Origin of the sequence: Planococcus maitriensis (assembly GCF_003289925.1) — a bacterium.
GTDB classification, from domain to species: Bacteria; Bacillota; Bacilli; order Bacillales_A; family Planococcaceae; genus Planococcus; species Planococcus maitriensis.
Map to the genome: position 1 here is coordinate 1,142,342 of NZ_QLZQ01000001.1, position 15,917 is coordinate 1,158,258.

Genomic DNA, 15,917 nt, shown 5'->3' on the forward strand with positions numbered 1-15,917 from the left:
AATTAGTGAAATGGGTGAAACTTATGACAAATCGGGTTCGCCGCACCATGCCCATTCTCCCGATCAGCATCGTAATGCAGCTAACGGATTTGACAGCACGGCAAATCCGTTATTACGAAGAGCAGCAGCTGATCAGTCCAGCCAGGACAGAAGGCAATAAGCGCATGTTTTCATTGAATGATGTCGACGCCTTGCTCGAGATCAAGGATTACCTGGAGCAGGGGCTTAATGTCGCGGGCATCAGAAAATTGTATGAAACCAAGGAGACGCCAATCAACGACCAAGCCGAGCCGAAAACATTGAGCGATGCAGAACTCCGCAGTTTGCTGCGCGAAGAGATGAAGCATCAGGCACGGCCGTTTGACCGGGCGTTTCATCGACAAGGGGATCTATCCCGTTTCTTTAAATGAACGGGCTACATAATATAACTTAGGAGAGTGAACAGTACATGGGCAAATATTCAAAAGAAGACATTATTCGATTGGTAAAAGAAGAAGACGTCAATTTTATCCGCCTGCAATTCACCGATATTCTTGGAGTTATCAAAAACGTAGAAATTCCAACATCTCAGCTTGATAAAGCACTCGACAACAAAATGATGTTCGATGGTTCATCGATCGATGGATTCGTCCGCATCGAAGAATCCGATATGTACTTATTCCCGGACCTGGATACATGGGTTGTATTCCCATGGATTACCGGCAAAGGGAAAGTTGCCCGCTTGATCTGCGATATCTACAATGCAGACGGCACGCCATTTGCAGGAGACCCGCGCACGAACTTGAAGCGTATATTGAAAGAAATGGAAGAGATGGGCTTCACTCATTTCAACCTGGGGCCAGAGCCTGAGTTCTTCCTTTTCAAACTTGACGAGCGTGGCGAACCATCGCTTGAACTCAATGACCATGGTGGTTATTTCGACTTGGCACCGATGGACCTCGGCGAGAACTGCCGCCGCGATATCGTCCTTGAGCTTGAGGAAATGGGCTTTGAGATCGAAGCTTCCCACCACGAAGTGGCGCCAGGACAGCACGAAATCGATTTCAAATATGCAGACGCCATCAAAGCATGCGATGATATCCAGACATTCAAGCTTGTCGTCAAAACCATCGCGCGCAAGCACGGCCTTCATGCGACATTCATGCCGAAGCCATTATTCGGTGTCAACGGATCAGGCATGCACATGAACGTTTCCTTGTTCAAGGGCAATGAAAATGCCTTCCTTGATGAAGACGGCGATATGAAATTGAGCAAGACGGCATTTCAGTTCATGGCCGGCATCATCGAGCACGCGAAAGGATTCACTGCGGTCACGAACCCGACGGTCAACTCCTATAAGCGCCTCGTGCCGGGCTACGAAGCACCTTGCTATATCGCATGGTCAGGCCAGAACCGGAGCCCGCTCGTCCGCATTCCAGCTTCACGCGGCTTGTCAACGCGCGTAGAAGTGCGTTCAGTCGACCCGGCTGCGAACCCTTACTTGGCGATGGCTGTATTGCTTGGGGCTGGCCTTGACGGCATCAAGCGTGAATTGACTCCGCCAAAAGCGGTAGACCGCAACATTTACGCAATGAACAGAAAAGAACGCAAAGAAGTCGGCATCGAAGATCTGCCAGGCACATTGTATGCGGCTCTTGATGAGCTGCAAAACGATGAAGTCATGTCCAAAGCGCTCGGTTCACATATCCTGAACAACTTCGTGGAAGCGAAGGAGATCGAATGGGATATGTTCAGAACAAGCGTTCACCCTTGGGAGCGCGAGCAATATTTGAAAATGTATTAAGAGCGCGAAACCGGAGCCACCAGCTCCGGTTTTTTTATTTCAAGGATTCTTTAGGCCTTCCGGAGAATAGACTCGGCCAAGACATCGGCGACTTGCAGAAAGATTGCGCCATTTCGCACATACGCTGAATGCTGGAAACGTGGTAAGATTTTACTTATAATGAAAGAACTTTTATATGTGGGGGGATAAAATGCGGTTTATGAATGTCATCGTTGTATTTCTCGTAGCCTTTTCGGCAGCGGGAATCGCGTTATACGCAGTAGGTCCAGACCTGTCCTCGGATGCTGTAGCCCAAAAAGCATTTGAAGAACTTGAACAAAGTGGCAAGATGGAGGAAATGGTGCGGCAGATCGAAGCCGACCCTGAAGTCAATCGCTATATGGAAGAACTGGAATCGAAGGAAATGTTTTCCGATAGTCCGCCTGACAGCGGTGTGGAGGAGCAGGTCGAGGGGAACATGGATGGGGTAGACATAAACGATAGCGACTCGCTGGAGAGCGATCCGCCCCAAGAACCTGTAGTGCCTGAAGAGCAAGGATTGGCTTTTGACACGAAAGAGGATGCGGCCAGCGTCATGATGGAAAAAGTCGGTTTCCGTAATTTGCTTAAAATGAAAAATGCAGTTGAAAACGATACGATGACAGCTGAACAGGTCATGGAAGAACTCGATGAAGATTTAACTGAAGAAGAGATGCTGGCCCTTAAAGTGATGATCTTCAAGGAATGGCAAAACCGAAACTAAGCGGCTGTTTATGCTACACTAATAAGTGCATTTCCATTCATTTTGAAGGGAGGAATCTCGGTGAAAACGTTTCAAATAGAATTCTTCTTTGATCAAGGAAATACCATCGTGCATACAGTGAAAGCAATCGATAAGGAATCGGCCATGAGCCAGGTCCCATCGAACGGCACCTATGAATTGACGGACGAAGCGAACGGCAAGATTTACCGCATCACCATCAACTTGGTTAAATACATTGTCGTGACGGAAAGACAAGCGGATTAAAAAGGCTATTAGCACAACCGGGGATGTATCTCCCTGGTTGTTTTCAAGACTTTTAGGTTACATAAGAAGATTATGAAAAAATAAAACCATAGAAAAAAGGAGGAAGCCCTACATTCCTCCTTTTTTCTATGGTTTTTCGGGATGAAGCCGTGTTCTTAATGGATTTGTCGATAGACACCGACGACTTTTCCGAGAATGCTCACCTGATCGACGATAATCGGGTCCATCGATGAATTTTCTGGCTGCAGGCGGAAGTAATTATCCTCGCGGAAGAACCGTTTGACAGTCGCTTCGTTTTCTTCGGTCATGGCGACGACGATATCCCCATTATCGGCAGTCTGCTGTTGTTTGACGACGACATAATCACCGTTTAGGATGCCGGCTTCGATCATACTTTCACCCATGATCTCCAGCATGAAAATATGGTCTTCTTCCGTGCCGTAAGTTTGTGGCAGCGGAAAGTATTCTTCAACGTTTTCAATGGCAGTGATCGGCATGCCCGCTGTGACTTTACCAATTAGGGGCACATGGAGGACTGGGCTTTTATCGATGAGTGCCTCTTCCGATCCGATGATTTCGATGGCTCTCGGTTTTGTCGGGTCACGGCGGATCAGCCCTTTGCTTTCGAGCCTAGCTAGATGGCCGTGGACAGTTGAACTGGATGCAAGGCCGACCGCTTCGCCGATTTCCCGGACGGAGGGCGGATAGCCTTTTGCACGGACTTCATCTTTTATGAAATTCAGGATATCTTCCTGACGCTTAGATACTTTTTTCACCAGTTTCACCTCTTTATAGGATTTATTCAAGATTAACTATCTATAGTATAGCAACTCGGGCATTGAAATGCAAACATAGGTTCGAATTTAATCTTGACAAGAAACGCTTGTTCGCTTTAATATGAGAACATACATTCCGAACAAATATTCTAAGGAGGCGGCTTGAATGACATTCTTTCGACAGAACTCATATTTGGTTTTCTTTTTCTCACTCATAGTGGTGTTTACATTTTATGCGGTGATCAGCCACAATGCCGAAAAGCAGCAATTGGGCGAGCTGCAAATTGAAAAAGGTGATACGCTATGGGAGCTGGCTGAATCGTTCAGCGGCGAAACTCCCCATCATGAATGGATAGAAGAGATCATGGAAGTGAATAATTTGAAGACGACCAAAATCGTGGCTGGGCAATCCTTGAAGATTCCGGCAGAACAGCTGAATTTCTCGCCGGATGAAACCAAATACTACGCAGGTGATGCAGAATGAAGAAAAAAGCACTGGTTTACTGCCGTGTCAGTACCACTAAAGACGAGCAGGAAACTTCACTCGAACGGCAGGAGGAAGAACTGCTTTCGTTTGCGTTCGGGCAAGGGTATCTGGTTGAAGACGTCTACACTGACCAGCACAGCGGTTATGAAATGGACCGGGAAGGCCTTCTTGAGATGCTTAACCAGGTCAAAAGCGGAAAGGTCGATGCCGTCTTCATACAGGATGAGACACGGCTTGGCAGGGGGCATGCGCGCATCGCTTTGCTGCATGTCATGAAGAAGCACGAAGTCGATGTCTATACGCTGTCGGACAATGGCCCGATCGCCTTGAATGATATGGATGACATGGTGCTTGAGATCTTGGCCATCGTGGAAGAATACCAACGCAAGATCCATAATGCCAAGATCAAGCGGGGCATGAAGCGTGCAGTGGAGAACGGTTACAAGCCGGAACGCAATCTAAAAGGGAAAGGCAATCCGGACGGCCGCGAGCGGCTGGACTTACCGGTGGATCAGATCGTCAGCTTGAAAGCGAGCGGCTTGACCTTCCAGGAAATCGCCGTCACGCTGCAGGGTTTCGGTTACCAGGCGAGCAAAGCGACGGTACACCGACGGTTCCGTGAGTACCAGCAGATGAAAGAAAGCTGAAATCTTGCACTGTCCCGCCTTTTTTTGTACCATGAAGCAGTAGAAAGGGGGACTTTACATGCTATCTCCAGATAAGATCGGCCGCATCAATGAACTATCGAGAAAGTCCAAGCGCGACGGGCTGACGCAAGAAGAAGCAAAAGAACAGTCAGCGCTGCGCCAGGAATACTTGCAAAGTTTCCGCAAGTCGATGCGCGGGACGATTGAAAATGTCACCGTCATCGATCCGGAAGGAAAAGACGTAACGCCAGACAAGATCAAAAATAAACGGGAGAATAAGTATTTGAATTAATACTTATTCTCTTTTTCGTTGTATTCTTCCTTAGAGTTGACTAAACTAGAATAGGATTAAATTTAGTTTCAGAGAGGATGTCACTATGTCAAACCATGCAGATCAACTTGCAGTTAACACCATTCGCACACTTTCAATCGATGCTATTGAAAAAGCTAACTCGGGACACCCGGGACTTCCAATGGGCGCCGCTCCAATGGCGTATACACTCTGGACAAAACACATGAACCACAATCCGAACAACCCAAACTGGTTCAACCGCGACCGTTTCGTCCTGTCGGCAGGGCACGGTTCAATGCTCCTGTACAGTTTGCTCCATTTGAGTGGTTACGGATTGCCGATGGAGGAAATCAAGAACTTCCGCCAATGGGATTCCAAGACACCAGGCCATCCTGAATACGGCCATACAGTCGGCGTCGAAGCGACGACAGGCCCTCTTGGCCAAGGGATCGGCATGGCGGTCGGCATGGCAATGGCAGAACGCCATTTAGCAGCTACATACAATAAAGAGGGCCTCGACATCATCGATCACCACACATTCGCACTTTGCGGGGACGGAGATTTGATGGAAGGCGTAGCAGGAGAAGCAATTTCACTTGCAGGCCATCTTAAGCTGGATAAATTGGTCGTCTTGTATGACAGCAATGACATCTCACTCGACGGTGATTTGTCGATGAGTTTCTCGGAGAACATCCAGAAGCGTTTCGAGTCATATGGCTGGAACTATCTCCGCGTGGATGATGGTAACGACATGGATGATTTGTCTGCAAAAATCGCTGAAGCGAAAAAGTCCACTGACAAACCGACATTGGTCGAAGTCAAGACAGTCATCGGCTACGGTTCACCGAACAAATCCGGCAAAGCGGACTCGCACGGTGCGCCACTTGGCGAAGATGAGATGAAGTTAACGAAAGAATACTATAAATGGACTTTCGAAGAGGATTTCCATGTTCCGGAAGAAGTCTATGAAACCTTCAAGGAAGCGACCGATTCACTTGGCGCGAAAGCGGAATCGGCTTGGAACGAATTGTACAAGCAATACGAGGAGCAGCATCCTGAACTTGCTTCACAGCTGCAAGCAGCGATCCGTGGTGATTTGCCGGCTGATTTCGATTCACAATTCCCTGAATACGAAGTCGGTAAAAAGCAAGCGACGCGCGCATCGTCCGGTGATATGGTCAATGCCATCGCAAAAACGGTTCCTTCGTTCTTCGGCGGAAGCGCTGACCTTGCTGGTTCGAATAAAACCAATATCAAAGACGGTGGCGACTTCGACGCTGAGCATCCGGAAGCCCGCAATATCTGGTTCGGCGTCCGTGAATTCGCGATGGGCGCTGCACTTAACGGCATGGCGCTTCACGGTGGCTTGCATGTCTTCGGTGGCACATTCTTCGTGTTCAGTGACTACGTCCGCCCAGCGATCCGCCTAGGCGCTTTGATGGGACTTCCGGTCACCTATGTGTTCACACACGATAGCGTAGCGGTCGGGGAAGACGGCCCGACACATGAACCAATTGAACAGCTTGCGTCACTTCGCGCAATGCCGAACCTGGGCATCATCCGCCCAGCCGATGCGAACGAAACAAAAGCGGCATGGCGTTTGGCGCTCACGTCTAAAGACAAGCCGACCTTGCTCGTATTGTCCCGCCAAAACTTGCCGGTCCTCGAAACAACTGGCGAAAAAGCGGAAACAGGAGTCGAAAAAGGTGCTTACGTCGTGTCACCAGCTGATGACGCACAAGCCTTGCTGCTAGCGACTGGGTCTGAAGTCAGCCTAGCAATCGATGCACAGAAACAATTGAAAGAACAAGGCATCGCGGTGTCTGTCGTGTCGATGCCATCATGGGATCGTTTCGAACAGCAGGATAAAGAGTACAAAGAATCCGTCTTGCCGAAAAACATCACGAAACGCCTTGCCATCGAAATGGGCTCATCGTTCGGCTGGGACCGTTATACTGGATTTGAAGGCGATACCCTAGCGATCGATCACTTCGGCGCAAGTGCCCCGGGTGAAAAAATCATGGAAGAATTCGGTTTTACGCCTGAAAATGTTGCAACTAAAGTGAAACAATTGATCAACGGTTAACCATGATCACCTGATGATTCGATTCGTTTGTTCAAACGTTGTTTCATCCGGTACAGAAAAGCCGCCAGAATGGGATTCTGGCGGCTTTTACTTGTGCTAGGAAATTCTCCCGTCATGCATTTCAATTGCACCTCTAGCAAGGCAAGGGGAAGAGGGATGAGCGGGGGCCATGCCGGTTTTCAAAGAGACCGCATAATTCAGGGCACGGGAGCGGCTGCCTTTGTTTCTCCGCAATTTTCATGCCGTGCATATAGTCACGTCCTGAAATTTATAGTATAATCCTTTTTGGTGCATGATTTAATTGGCAACACGAAGGAGGTAATTTGTATGGATACATGGATCTGGATTGTTATCGTTATTGTGGCTTTACTCGCAGGTGTTGCACTTGGATTCTTTATCGCTCGCCGATACATGATGAAATATTTGCAGGACAACCCACCGATCAACGAAGAGATGCTTCGGATTATGATGATGCAAATGGGACAAAAACCATCTCAAAAGAAAATCAACCAAATGATGGCTCAAATGAACAAAGCCTCGACAAAACCGGGCAAAAAATAAACGCTTATGCAATTATTCGCCCATAGGTGATGAATACAAGAAGAACCCCTGTTTCGCTAAAAGCGCGACAGGGGTTCTTTTTGGTTTTAAGTTAATGTGCCATCATTTCATGCGCAATGTCGTGCCCGTCCAATGAAGCTGGATAATAGGTAGGCCAGCGGTCCATTTCCTCGAGCAATTCCTCTTGGTCTTCACCCCAGTACAAATGGTAATGATCGGATTTTTGAGGGGAGATGCCATGGTCGCTGAACTGGATAAACTTTGGCATATCATCAGATCCGCCAGTTTTTGAAAACAGAAAACGGACGCCGCGATTGCCGGCTTCATAAGTCAGGATCTCGAATTTCTCGTATGTATACTCCGCAGTCTCCGTCTTGCCTTCTACGTGAAAACTGATGGTGTTGTCGCCCATGGTGATGTTGTCCACGTCTGTTTGATAACCAATCCCATAATACGCTTTGTATTGCTCGAAAGTCTTTTCCAGGGATTCCTGAGCCTTATGCTCGAATACTTCATCGAGTGCACCGGATTCGAAGTGGGGATAAACCGATTGCCATTCGCCCTGCCAGTCGCTAAGCGGGCGGTCTGCTACTTGGCTATCATCAAAATATCCCTCATAGATTTCGGTTTCTTCACTATGCGAGTGATTATGATTATGGGCATTATTTTCCTGGTGAACGGGTTGCTGCGTTGCAACCACTGTAGCCGGTTGCTGATCTTTTTGCTGGCAGGCCGCTAATAATAACGCGGATGCCAGCATGACGATTTTCCACTTTACTTTCATCCAACTCATCCTTCCGTTTTTAAATCGTAATCATTACAATTTAAAAGTATACAGAAATAATGGCGGAATGCTAATTAAAAGACGATTCTGACTTTTGATGTGCAAAAAGCAGGGGTGAGTACTTGGCAAAGACAAAGAAAAACAGCCATTCCCATTATTGGAATGGCTGTTTTCATTCAGCTGGAAATGGCGTCACTGTCGACCGGTTTCTCCTTAGGCGTCAGCAAATCGTATGCCATAAGAAACTCCGCGATCGTTTCTTCGTATTCATCCGGATTTTTATTGAAGGATTGGGCGTGTTCGCCTTCTTCGAATAATTTAAGCTGTTTCGGGCCTTGTTTCAATTCGAATAATTCCTTTGTCATTTTCGGCAAGACAAACTCATCAGGTAGGCTATGGATGAATAGCACAGGCTTTGAAATGTTTTTTACGACCTCACGGGGCGACACGGTGGAAATGGAATAACCGTCACGCAATTTCAGGAACACATTGGCGAGGCGAAGCGCCAAAGAAGTGCGCATCGGGGTCGTCGTGCGCATGACGTGCAGAATCTGTTCGCTGATATCGGAATAGGCACAGTCGGAGATGTAAAAATCCGCCGAGTCCTCCATTCCGGCATATAAAAGCGTCGTTGAGGCGCCCATCGACTCTCCATGAATGCCGAAGAACAGGGAAGGGCCGACATGCTGTTTCAATGCTTTGACGACCGCCTGCAGGTCCAGTTTCTCATAATGGCCGAAACTCGTAGTCTTGCCGCCGGATTCCCCGTGTCGGCGGTGGTCGTATACGACCGAGTTGAATCCGAGGCGTTCGAACATGCGGGCATACTTAAACGAATTGACTTTGCTTTCGGTCACGCCATGGCAGATGATGACGTAACGGTTCGTTGTGTGCGGCTCCAGGAAAATCGCTTTAATCGGATAGCCATTGGCGGATTCAATCCATTGCTCGCTTTTCTTGGCACCGGCATACCAAGCTTCATCGTAGCGCTTGGCGTTGGTCTCCCGTTCCAAAATCAAGGATGCATCTTTATTCTTTACATACATCAAACGGTTGCTTGCAACAAAACCCAATACGGCAAAAGAAGCGGTCAATGTGCTCGAAACGATGGCTGAAGTCATCAATAGTCGCTTTTTCATGGCGCACACACCTCATTTTCTGTTTTTGTACAAAGTATACATTCCCGTTTGCAATGGATTCGATACATGGGGTTCAATGAACGAAATCGCTTCGTAAAGTTTCTCGAGATCCACTCCGGTATCGACACTCATGCGGTGGAACATATGGACCAAATCTTCGGTCGCGACATTGCCTGTCGCACCCGGTGCGAAGGGGCAGCCGCCCAGGCCGCCGGCGGATGCATCAAATCGGTCGATCCCCGCTACGAGCGCTGCGTAGGCATTGGCGAGCGCCATGCGTCTCGTGTCATGGAAGTGCGCGGCTATCAGCACATCCGGAAACCGTTTTTTCAATTGGCTGAACAACTCATGGCTTTCTTGAGGGTTCGCCATGCCGATCGTATCGGCAACGCTCAGTTCATCGACTCCCCAATCGACGAACTGGCCGCATAGCTCAATGGTCTTCTGTGGATCGACCGCGCCTTCGAACGGGCAGTAGAACGCAGTCGAAATGCAGGCGCGGACGAAAATGCCGTCTTGCTTCGCTTTTTCAATCAATGGCTTCAGTGCTTCCATGGACTGGGCTGTGGACTTGTTGATGTTTTTTTCATTGAAGGAATTGGAAACACCTACAAAAACCGCGATTGAATCGGCCCCCGCTTCCAGCGCAGCATTGATGCCCCTTTCGTTAGGCGTCAGCACGAATTGGCGTCCCGACTTTTTCGTTCCGGCAACGATCTCGCGCGCATCGGCCATTTGCGGCACCCATTTCGGTGACACGAAAGACGTCAGTTCCATTTCCGGCAAGCCAGCCTCCTGCAATGCTTTGATAAAATCCAGTTTGTCTTCGGTATTGACGGTCCTGGCTTCATTTTGTAGGCCATCTCGCGGACCGACCTCGATTATCGTAGCTGTTTTTGGTAAACTAAACATACTATCCCCCCTTAGCTTTATTGTAGCGATAGGGGGGATAAAAGAGCAAGAAGCAGACAAGGGGGAAAATGAAAATGTCACAACAAATCGTAATTGCAAGCGCTGTCAGAACGGCAGTCGGTTCTTTCCAAGGGGCTTTGAAAGATGTGCCGGCGACAGATCTCGGCGCCATTGTCATCAAGGAAGCTTTATCGCGCGCAGGGGTAGCGGGCGACCAGGTTTCGGAAGTTATCATGGGCAACGTCCTGCAGGCAGGGCTCGGACAGAACCCGGCCCGCCAGGCTTCCATTAAAGCGGGGCTTCCGGAGACGGTGCCGGCGATGACCATCAATAAAGTATGCGGCTCCGGCTTGAAATCGATCCACTTGGCGTACCAGGCAATCTTTGCGGGTGATGCCGACATCGTCGTGGCAGGCGGCATGGAGAACATGAGCCGCGCGCCGTATCTATTAGAAGGCGCAAGAGACGGATACCGCATGGGAGACCAGAAAGTGGTCGACAGCATGGTCCACGACGGCTTGACATGCGCATTCAATCATTACCATATGGGCACGACTGCCGAAAACCTGTGCGACCGCTATGATATTTCGCGTGAAGAACAGGATCGTTTTGCGGCCCGTTCGCAAGCCCGTGCATCAGTGGCAATCGAAGGCGGCCGTTTTGACGAGGAAATCGTGCCTGTAGAAATCCCGCAGCGCAAAGGCGACCCGATCATCTTCAAAACGGACGAATACGTAAAAGCTTCTTCCACAGAAGAGAAGCTTGCCAAACTGCGCCCGGCATTCAAAAAAGACGGTTCAGTCACGGCCGGCAACGCATCCGGCATCAATGACGGAGCAGCGGCAGTGATCGTCATGACAAAAGAAAAGGCCGATGAGCTTGGCCTTGAGCCGCTAGCGGTCATTTCTGCAAACGGCAATGCAGGCGTCGACCCGGCGGTAATGGGCATCGGCCCGGTCCAAGCGGTGAAAAATGCTTTGGATAAAGCGAACATGACGCTTGGCGACATCGATTTGATCGAAGCGAACGAAGCGTTTGCGGCACAGTCGATTGCGGTGGACCGTGAATTGAAGTTCGATCATGAAAAATTGAACGTCAACGGCGGGGCGATTGCAATCGGCCACCCGATCGGCGCGAGCGGTACACGGATTTTCGTGACACTTCTCCATGAAATGAAAAAACGCGATGCCAAGACAGGCCTTGCGACATTGTGCATCGGCGGCGGACAAGGTGTCGCAACGATCGTTAAACGCCCATAAGGAGAGAATATGATGGCGAAAGACAAAGCCAATGATAACGGACTTTTTTCGGAGGAACAGCTGTTGAAATTGAAAGCTGCGAAAAAAGAGTTAGTGAAGGACCAGCATAAACTCGAGGAAGAAAAAGAAGCGCAGCGCCAGTTTGAGCGTAGAGAACGTGAAAAAAACATGACGTTTGCAGAGTTGCTTGAGCGGCATGGAGATTCAGGAAATAAATATTGACGAAGGAGCCTCCTGTCATTTCTAGTGACAGGAGGCTCCTTCGTTTAGCTTAACCATTCAAGAAGAAAGGCGATTAAATATAAAGGGGCACCTACGATAAGGGCCCCAGCGGCAAGATAAGAGAATCCCCATAAAATCCAAATCAAGATATCGTAAATTGCGCCTGCTAAATCGTCGACAAATTTCATAACCATCCCCCGTTTCGATGTGAAGAGCAATCATTAGCACACAGCTTTTTTCCATTTTAACAAAATAAGCAGGGGCTTGGATTTTAATTTTAACTAATAATTTCCAAAAAAAAATTATATTCCACTTTCCGTCAATTGGTATAATAGAGGCAGTGATTATGCCACCATGACCATTCAACGAAACGGAAAATGTCGAAAGAAGAAGATTTGATTGCAGGAGGAGCAAAGGATGAGGGATGAAGAGTTACAGACAAGCCCAGAACTTAAGCAAGCTCAAGAACATGGGGAACAAAGGCCGATTCATCCGTACGCAAAACCACTTATCCACTTCGGGTATTTTGTATTCGTGCTGATGGTATTATCCGTCATTTTTTCACTGATTAAAGTGATATCAGACTAGTTTGTAAGATTGATGGCTATTCTTTGCCTTTTTTTGAAACATCTTACTGATTTAACCGTACACTTTAATGCAGGGGAAAATCAGCTTATGGAAAAGGATGGGATAAGATGGAGTCAATCGGAATTATTTCAATTTTAATTGTGATTCTCATTTTGGCGGCACTTGCGGGCGTCGGTTATTTCTTCTGGATGAAGATCCGCTACCGCACCGCCAAATCGAACGAAGCCTTGATCATCACGGGCCCGAAACTTGGGGACCCAAAGAAAGACACGAATATTTTTACGGACGATGAAGGGCGGTCCATGAAGATCATCCGCGGCGGCGGCTATCTGCTGCGGCGCTTCCAGACCTCGACGCCGGTCAATTTGACGTCGTTCCAATTGAAGTTGTCGACACCGCGTGTCTACACGAATGCCGGGGTGCCGATCGTGGCAGACGCTGTGGCGATGGTCAAAGTCGCAGATACCTTGAACGGCATCGCCAATTACGCCGAGCAATTCCTTGGGAAGAAGCAAGACGAAATCGAACGCGAGATCATCGAGGTCCTCGGCAGTAATTTACGTGCTATCTTATCGAAGATGACCGTCGAAGATATCAATAGCGACAGGGAGAAATTCAATACGGACGTCCAGGAAATCGCGCAAAAGCAACTTGATCTAATGGGCTTTAAAATCACTTCACTCGGGTTGACAGACCTTCGCGACGCGGATGAAGACAATGGCTATCTCGAGAACCTTGGGCGGCCGCGCATCGCTGAAGTCCGCAAGCAAGCGGAAATCGCCGAAGCGAACACGGAACGGGAAACGCGCATCCACCGTGCGCAGACCGACCAGGAAGCGAAAGAAGAAGAGTATATGCGCCAGATCGCCATTGCGGAATCGCGCAAACAGAAAGACTTGAAAGATGCGGCGTTCAAGGAAGAAACTGAACGCGCACGCGCGAAATCCGAACAGTCTTATGAACTCGAAAAAGCGAAGCTCGCGATGGAAATCCAGGAAGAAGAATTGAATATGCAGTTCATGGAGCGCGAACGTGCGGTCCGTCTCGAAGAAGAAGAAAGCAAAGTCCGCAAAACGAAGGCGGATGCCAGTTATTATGAAACGACTCGTACGGCAGAAGCGGAAGCGAGACGTTCTGTCATCGACGGGGAAGCAAAAGCGAAGATCAAACGTGATGAAGGGGCTGCCGAAGCGGAAGTCATCCGTGAACGCGGTAAAGCGGAAGCGGAATCCCGTAAATTGCTGGCGGAAGCCATGGAAGAACATGGCGATGTCATCATTGCCGAAAAATTGATTGACATGCTGCCGGTATTCGCCGAGAAAGTGGCACAGCCGCTCAATAATATCGATTCCGTGAAAATTATCGATTCCGGAAACGGGCAAGGCGTTCCGTCGTTCGGCAGAAGCATCACACGCACGATGGTTGATATGCAGGAACCTTTGAAAGAAATGACCGGCATCGATATTGCAGACATGCTGAAGACCTACACATCTAGAAATACAGGGGGTCTTGAACCGATAAGCCAGCCCGTACATGACCAGCCCGATGTGCAGCTCGACGGACAGCCTGCAGATGAAGCAGCGAAAGAAGATCCGGAACAAATCTAAACGGGCTAAACGCAAAAAGACAGGGAACATTTTATGTTCCCTGTCTTTTTTATATTGCAGATGTGTTAGACCGTCATGATGTCCTTGAACATCTGTTTTAAGCTTTTGGCTACGTCGTTAAGGTGAAATTCCTTCCGTGCCTCAGCTTGCTGCTGCTCTATGAATGTTTCGGAAGTGCGTTTTCTGGAAAAAGGCGTCAACGTGTGAAGCTCTTTCGGCTGGGTTTCAGCCAGTAAGCGCAAAGAAGCGAAGACCGGCTCTGAGATTTCAAAACGCTGGTACCCATTCGGCATATGGATGATTTTTTCCGGGGCGTCTGCAAGCAGCCAGTGGTCTTCTGCTTCCCAGGCCAGCTTATGATTTTTAAACTCCTGTCCAAGGGATCTTGTCACAGATTCAACAACGAGGTATGAATGCATCGAAATGGCATCTCCGTCTGCTGACTGATAAGATTTTTTGGATTGGGTCAAATAAAAATTCATCATTTTGCACGCCCCCGATTTCTTGAAATTAAGGTTTGAAAATTTCAGTCGTAATCAGTATATTCACTTCTGGACATTCTTTCAAACCTGCAAAAGTCCTTTTCGGTAAATTAAATCTGTCGTTGAAAAACGGGGTAATTTCTTCAAAACAAGAAGTGAAAATAGAGAAGAACCGCAACGCACAAGGGGTTCATATGCATTGAACCGGCCAATCGGATTTACTGCAAAGAGTTTGACGGCGAAAAAAGGTACAAAGGTCCCTAGCGGAATTCCGTGCCCTGAAAAGATGCGTTGAAAGGCTGAAAAAAAACGCCCCGTATAAGGCGGGACGCCGTTCTTAATGAAGAAAGGGTTTAATCGCGGTGCTGTTCATAGCGGTCTTGCCGCGTCGCTTTGTTGGCTTCTTCAATCTGTTGTGCACTGACAGGCTGCTGATAAGCCTGCAGCGTTTCGCGCAATTGTCCAAGGCTGCTCGCGCCGGTGACCGCAGCTGAGACAGTTTCGTTTGAAAGCACCGAATGCAAAGCGAGTGCATGGACATTGTCATGGATGTCAACCAGCTGCTTTAGCGTCGCCATTAACTGGTCTTGGCCATACTGCAGATAGTCGCCCATCTTTTCGGCGCGATTAAGCCCTTCCGCCGTCAGCAAGCCTTTTGCCAGGCTGCCGCGTGCCAAGACGGAGCGGCCAGTTTTGCCGATTTCCGGCAGGAATTCCTCTGGACGCCGGTCGAGAAGGCTGTATTGCATCATGATGGAGGCAATCTCGCTGTTTTTCAAATAGCGCCGGATGACATTCGGCCGGATGGATGAGATCCCGTATGCACGGATCAAGCCCTCCTTTTTCAAGTCCTCGAACGCTTCGATCGTTTCTTCAGAGTTATCGGAGATCATCCCGCCGTGAAGCTGATACAGGTCTAAATAATCGGTTTTGAGCCGGCGCAGCGAATGGTGGATTTGTTCTTTGATATAAGCTTTTGAGGGATTCCATTTCACTTCATCTGATTCCTCGGACCATTCATTCCCCACCTTGCTTGCAAGGATGATGTCTTTGCGGCGATTGCCGAGTGCATCGCCGACGATTTCCTCGTTCTTTCCTTTGCCGTAGAAGTCAGCCGTATCGAAATAAGTGACGCCATTGCCCATCGCTTCATCGATAATGGCCTTTGCTTGTTTCGGGTCTTCCGGCAGTGACATGCAGCCGAGTGCGATTTCACTGACCTTGAATCCGCTAGTTCCGAGTGTATTGTATTTCATCATTTCACCTCATTGTAAAATTTTGTTTCC

Annotated in this window: 19 protein-coding genes; 12 read left to right on the plus strand and 7 right to left on the minus strand. The window is 48.6% G+C overall.

The features are described 5' to 3' along the window. Positions 1 to 23 precede the first annotated feature (23 nt). The 4 genes from DP119_RS05500 to DP119_RS05515 all read left to right on the plus strand — a co-directional run bounded on the left by DP119_RS05500 (position 24) and on the right by DP119_RS05515 (position 2,789). Positions 24 to 410, plus strand: coding sequence for a MerR family transcriptional regulator (locus DP119_RS05500; RefSeq protein WP_112231560.1), 387 nt, complete (start codon positions 24 to 26; stop codon positions 408 to 410). A 38-nt stretch (positions 411 to 448) separates the two neighbouring features. Continuing rightward, positions 449 to 1,783 carry a type I glutamate--ammonia ligase gene (gene glnA, locus DP119_RS05505; RefSeq protein ID WP_112231562.1) on the plus strand — a complete coding sequence of 445 codons (1,335 nt, stop codon included), beginning with the start codon at positions 449 to 451 and terminating at the stop codon, positions 1,781 to 1,783. A 190-nt stretch (positions 1,784 to 1,973) separates the two neighbouring features. Beyond that, positions 1,974 to 2,525: a hypothetical protein gene (locus DP119_RS05510; protein WP_112231564.1), complete on the plus strand. Its 552-nt coding sequence runs from the start codon at positions 1,974 to 1,976 to the stop codon at positions 2,523 to 2,525. Between the two features lie 60 nt (positions 2,526 to 2,585). Then, complete coding sequence (locus DP119_RS05515; protein ID WP_112231566.1) at positions 2,586 to 2,789, plus strand: hypothetical protein; 204 nt, start codon at positions 2,586 to 2,588, stop codon at positions 2,787 to 2,789. 155 nt (positions 2,790 to 2,944) lie between these two features. Here DP119_RS05515 and lexA read toward each other — a convergent pair whose 3' ends face one another. Then, positions 2,945 to 3,565: a transcriptional repressor LexA gene (gene lexA / locus DP119_RS05520; RefSeq protein ID WP_058380510.1), complete on the minus strand. Its 621-nt coding sequence runs from the start codon at positions 3,563 to 3,565 to the stop codon at positions 2,945 to 2,947. A gap of 166 nt (positions 3,566 to 3,731) precedes the next feature. On the opposite strand from lexA, the gene yneA reads away from it, so the two are divergent. The 5 genes from yneA (at position 3,732) to DP119_RS05545 (ending at position 7,638) form a co-directional block, all read left to right on the plus strand. Then, a complete protein-coding gene (yneA, locus tag DP119_RS05525) occupies positions 3,732 to 4,049 on the plus strand; it encodes a cell division suppressor protein YneA (RefSeq protein ID WP_112231568.1) in 318 nt (105 codons plus the stop codon). Then, positions 4,046 to 4,699 carry a YneB family resolvase-like protein gene (locus DP119_RS05530; RefSeq protein WP_112231570.1) on the plus strand — a complete coding sequence of 218 codons (654 nt, stop codon included), beginning with the start codon at positions 4,046 to 4,048 and terminating at the stop codon, positions 4,697 to 4,699. The genes yneA and DP119_RS05530 overlap by 4 nt, the downstream gene beginning before the upstream one ends. Before the next feature lie 58 nt (positions 4,700 to 4,757). Beyond that, positions 4,758 to 4,991, plus strand: a complete 234-nt coding sequence (locus DP119_RS05535) for a DUF896 domain-containing protein (RefSeq protein WP_112231572.1) — start codon at positions 4,758 to 4,760, stop codon at positions 4,989 to 4,991. Positions 4,992 to 5,076: 85 nt separating this feature from the next. After that, entirely contained in the window at positions 5,077 to 7,077 is a 2,001-nt protein-coding gene (gene tkt / locus DP119_RS05540; protein ID WP_112231574.1) for a transketolase, read from the plus strand. A 327-nt stretch (positions 7,078 to 7,404) separates the two neighbouring features. Further along, a complete protein-coding gene (locus DP119_RS05545) occupies positions 7,405 to 7,638 on the plus strand; it encodes a YneF family protein (RefSeq protein ID WP_058380516.1) in 234 nt (77 codons plus the stop codon). A gap of 91 nt (positions 7,639 to 7,729) precedes the next feature. Here DP119_RS05545 and DP119_RS05550 read toward each other — a convergent pair whose 3' ends face one another. The 3 genes from DP119_RS05550 to DP119_RS05560 all read right to left on the minus strand — a co-directional run bounded on the left by DP119_RS05550 (position 7,730) and on the right by DP119_RS05560 (position 10,473). Continuing rightward, positions 7,730 to 8,422, minus strand: coding sequence for a metal-binding protein ZinT (locus DP119_RS05550; RefSeq protein WP_112231576.1), 693 nt, complete (start codon positions 8,420 to 8,422; stop codon positions 7,730 to 7,732). Positions 8,423 to 8,598: 176 nt separating this feature from the next. Next, a complete protein-coding gene (locus tag DP119_RS05555) occupies positions 8,599 to 9,561 on the minus strand; it encodes an alpha/beta hydrolase (RefSeq protein WP_112231578.1) in 963 nt (320 codons plus the stop codon). A 12-nt stretch (positions 9,562 to 9,573) separates the two neighbouring features. Then, a complete protein-coding gene (locus DP119_RS05560) occupies positions 9,574 to 10,473 on the minus strand; it encodes a hydroxymethylglutaryl-CoA lyase (RefSeq protein WP_112231580.1) in 900 nt (299 codons plus the stop codon). 74 nt (positions 10,474 to 10,547) lie between these two features. Here DP119_RS05560 and DP119_RS05565 point away from each other — a divergent pair, with 74 nt between their 5' ends. Together DP119_RS05565 and DP119_RS05570 are read left to right on the plus strand one after the other, a co-directional pair. Continuing rightward, a complete protein-coding gene (locus DP119_RS05565; protein ID WP_112231582.1) occupies positions 10,548 to 11,732 on the plus strand; it encodes an acetyl-CoA C-acetyltransferase in 1,185 nt (394 codons plus the stop codon). A 12-nt stretch (positions 11,733 to 11,744) separates the two neighbouring features. Then, positions 11,745 to 11,954, plus strand: coding sequence for a DUF3886 domain-containing protein (locus tag DP119_RS05570; protein WP_112231584.1), 210 nt, complete (start codon positions 11,745 to 11,747; stop codon positions 11,952 to 11,954). A 44-nt stretch (positions 11,955 to 11,998) separates the two neighbouring features. On the opposite strand, the gene DP119_RS15810 is transcribed toward DP119_RS05570, so the two are convergent. Then, positions 11,999 to 12,142, minus strand: coding sequence for a hypothetical protein (locus DP119_RS15810; protein ID WP_167399165.1), 144 nt, complete (start codon positions 12,140 to 12,142; stop codon positions 11,999 to 12,001). 507 nt (positions 12,143 to 12,649) lie between these two features. Between DP119_RS15810 and DP119_RS05575 the strand changes: the two genes are divergently transcribed. After that, positions 12,650 to 14,149 carry a flotillin family protein gene (locus DP119_RS05575; RefSeq protein WP_112231586.1) on the plus strand — a complete coding sequence of 500 codons (1,500 nt, stop codon included), beginning with the start codon at positions 12,650 to 12,652 and terminating at the stop codon, positions 14,147 to 14,149. A gap of 65 nt (positions 14,150 to 14,214) precedes the next feature. Here DP119_RS05575 and DP119_RS05580 read toward each other — a convergent pair whose 3' ends face one another. Further along, on the minus strand, positions 14,215 to 14,634 hold the full coding sequence (locus DP119_RS05580; RefSeq protein WP_112231588.1) for a hypothetical protein: 420 nt from the start codon (positions 14,632 to 14,634) through the stop codon (positions 14,215 to 14,217). Between the two features lie 350 nt (positions 14,635 to 14,984). Beyond that, positions 14,985 to 15,887 carry an aldo/keto reductase gene (locus DP119_RS05585; protein WP_112231590.1) on the minus strand — a complete coding sequence of 301 codons (903 nt, stop codon included), beginning with the start codon at positions 15,885 to 15,887 and terminating at the stop codon, positions 14,985 to 14,987. Positions 15,888 to 15,917 lie beyond the last annotated feature (30 nt).

Coding starts and splice junctions, on each gene's coding strand:
- DP119_RS05500 (WP_112231560.1), top strand. CDS start 24: ATGACAAATCGGGTTCGCCGCACCATGCCCATTCTCCCGATCAGCATC.
- glnA (WP_112231562.1), top strand. CDS start 449: ATGGGCAAATATTCAAAAGAAGACATTATTCGATTGGTAAAAGAAGAA.
- DP119_RS05510 (WP_112231564.1), top strand. CDS start 1,974: ATGCGGTTTATGAATGTCATCGTTGTATTTCTCGTAGCCTTTTCGGCA.
- yneA (WP_112231568.1), top strand. CDS start 3,732: ATGACATTCTTTCGACAGAACTCATATTTGGTTTTCTTTTTCTCACTC.
- DP119_RS05530 (WP_112231570.1), top strand. CDS start 4,046: ATGAAGAAAAAAGCACTGGTTTACTGCCGTGTCAGTACCACTAAAGAC.
- DP119_RS05535 (WP_112231572.1), top strand. CDS start 4,758: ATGCTATCTCCAGATAAGATCGGCCGCATCAATGAACTATCGAGAAAG.
- tkt (WP_112231574.1), top strand. CDS start 5,077: ATGTCAAACCATGCAGATCAACTTGCAGTTAACACCATTCGCACACTT.
- DP119_RS05545 (WP_058380516.1), top strand. CDS start 7,405: ATGGATACATGGATCTGGATTGTTATCGTTATTGTGGCTTTACTCGCA.
- DP119_RS05550 (WP_112231576.1), bottom strand. CDS start 8,422: ATGAAAGTAAAGTGGAAAATCGTCATGCTGGCATCCGCGTTATTATTA.
- DP119_RS05555 (WP_112231578.1), bottom strand. CDS start 9,561: ATGAAAAAGCGACTATTGATGACTTCAGCCATCGTTTCGAGCACATTG.
- DP119_RS05560 (WP_112231580.1), bottom strand. CDS start 10,473: ATGTTTAGTTTACCAAAAACAGCTACGATAATCGAGGTCGGTCCGCGA.
- DP119_RS05565 (WP_112231582.1), top strand. CDS start 10,548: ATGTCACAACAAATCGTAATTGCAAGCGCTGTCAGAACGGCAGTCGGT.
- DP119_RS05570 (WP_112231584.1), top strand. CDS start 11,745: ATGGCGAAAGACAAAGCCAATGATAACGGACTTTTTTCGGAGGAACAG.
- DP119_RS15810 (WP_167399165.1), bottom strand. CDS start 12,142: ATGAAATTTGTCGACGATTTAGCAGGCGCAATTTACGATATCTTGATT.
- DP119_RS05575 (WP_112231586.1), top strand. CDS start 12,650: ATGGAGTCAATCGGAATTATTTCAATTTTAATTGTGATTCTCATTTTG.
- DP119_RS05580 (WP_112231588.1), bottom strand. CDS start 14,634: ATGATGAATTTTTATTTGACCCAATCCAAAAAATCTTATCAGTCAGCA.
- DP119_RS05585 (WP_112231590.1), bottom strand. CDS start 15,887: ATGAAATACAATACACTCGGAACTAGCGGATTCAAGGTCAGTGAAATC.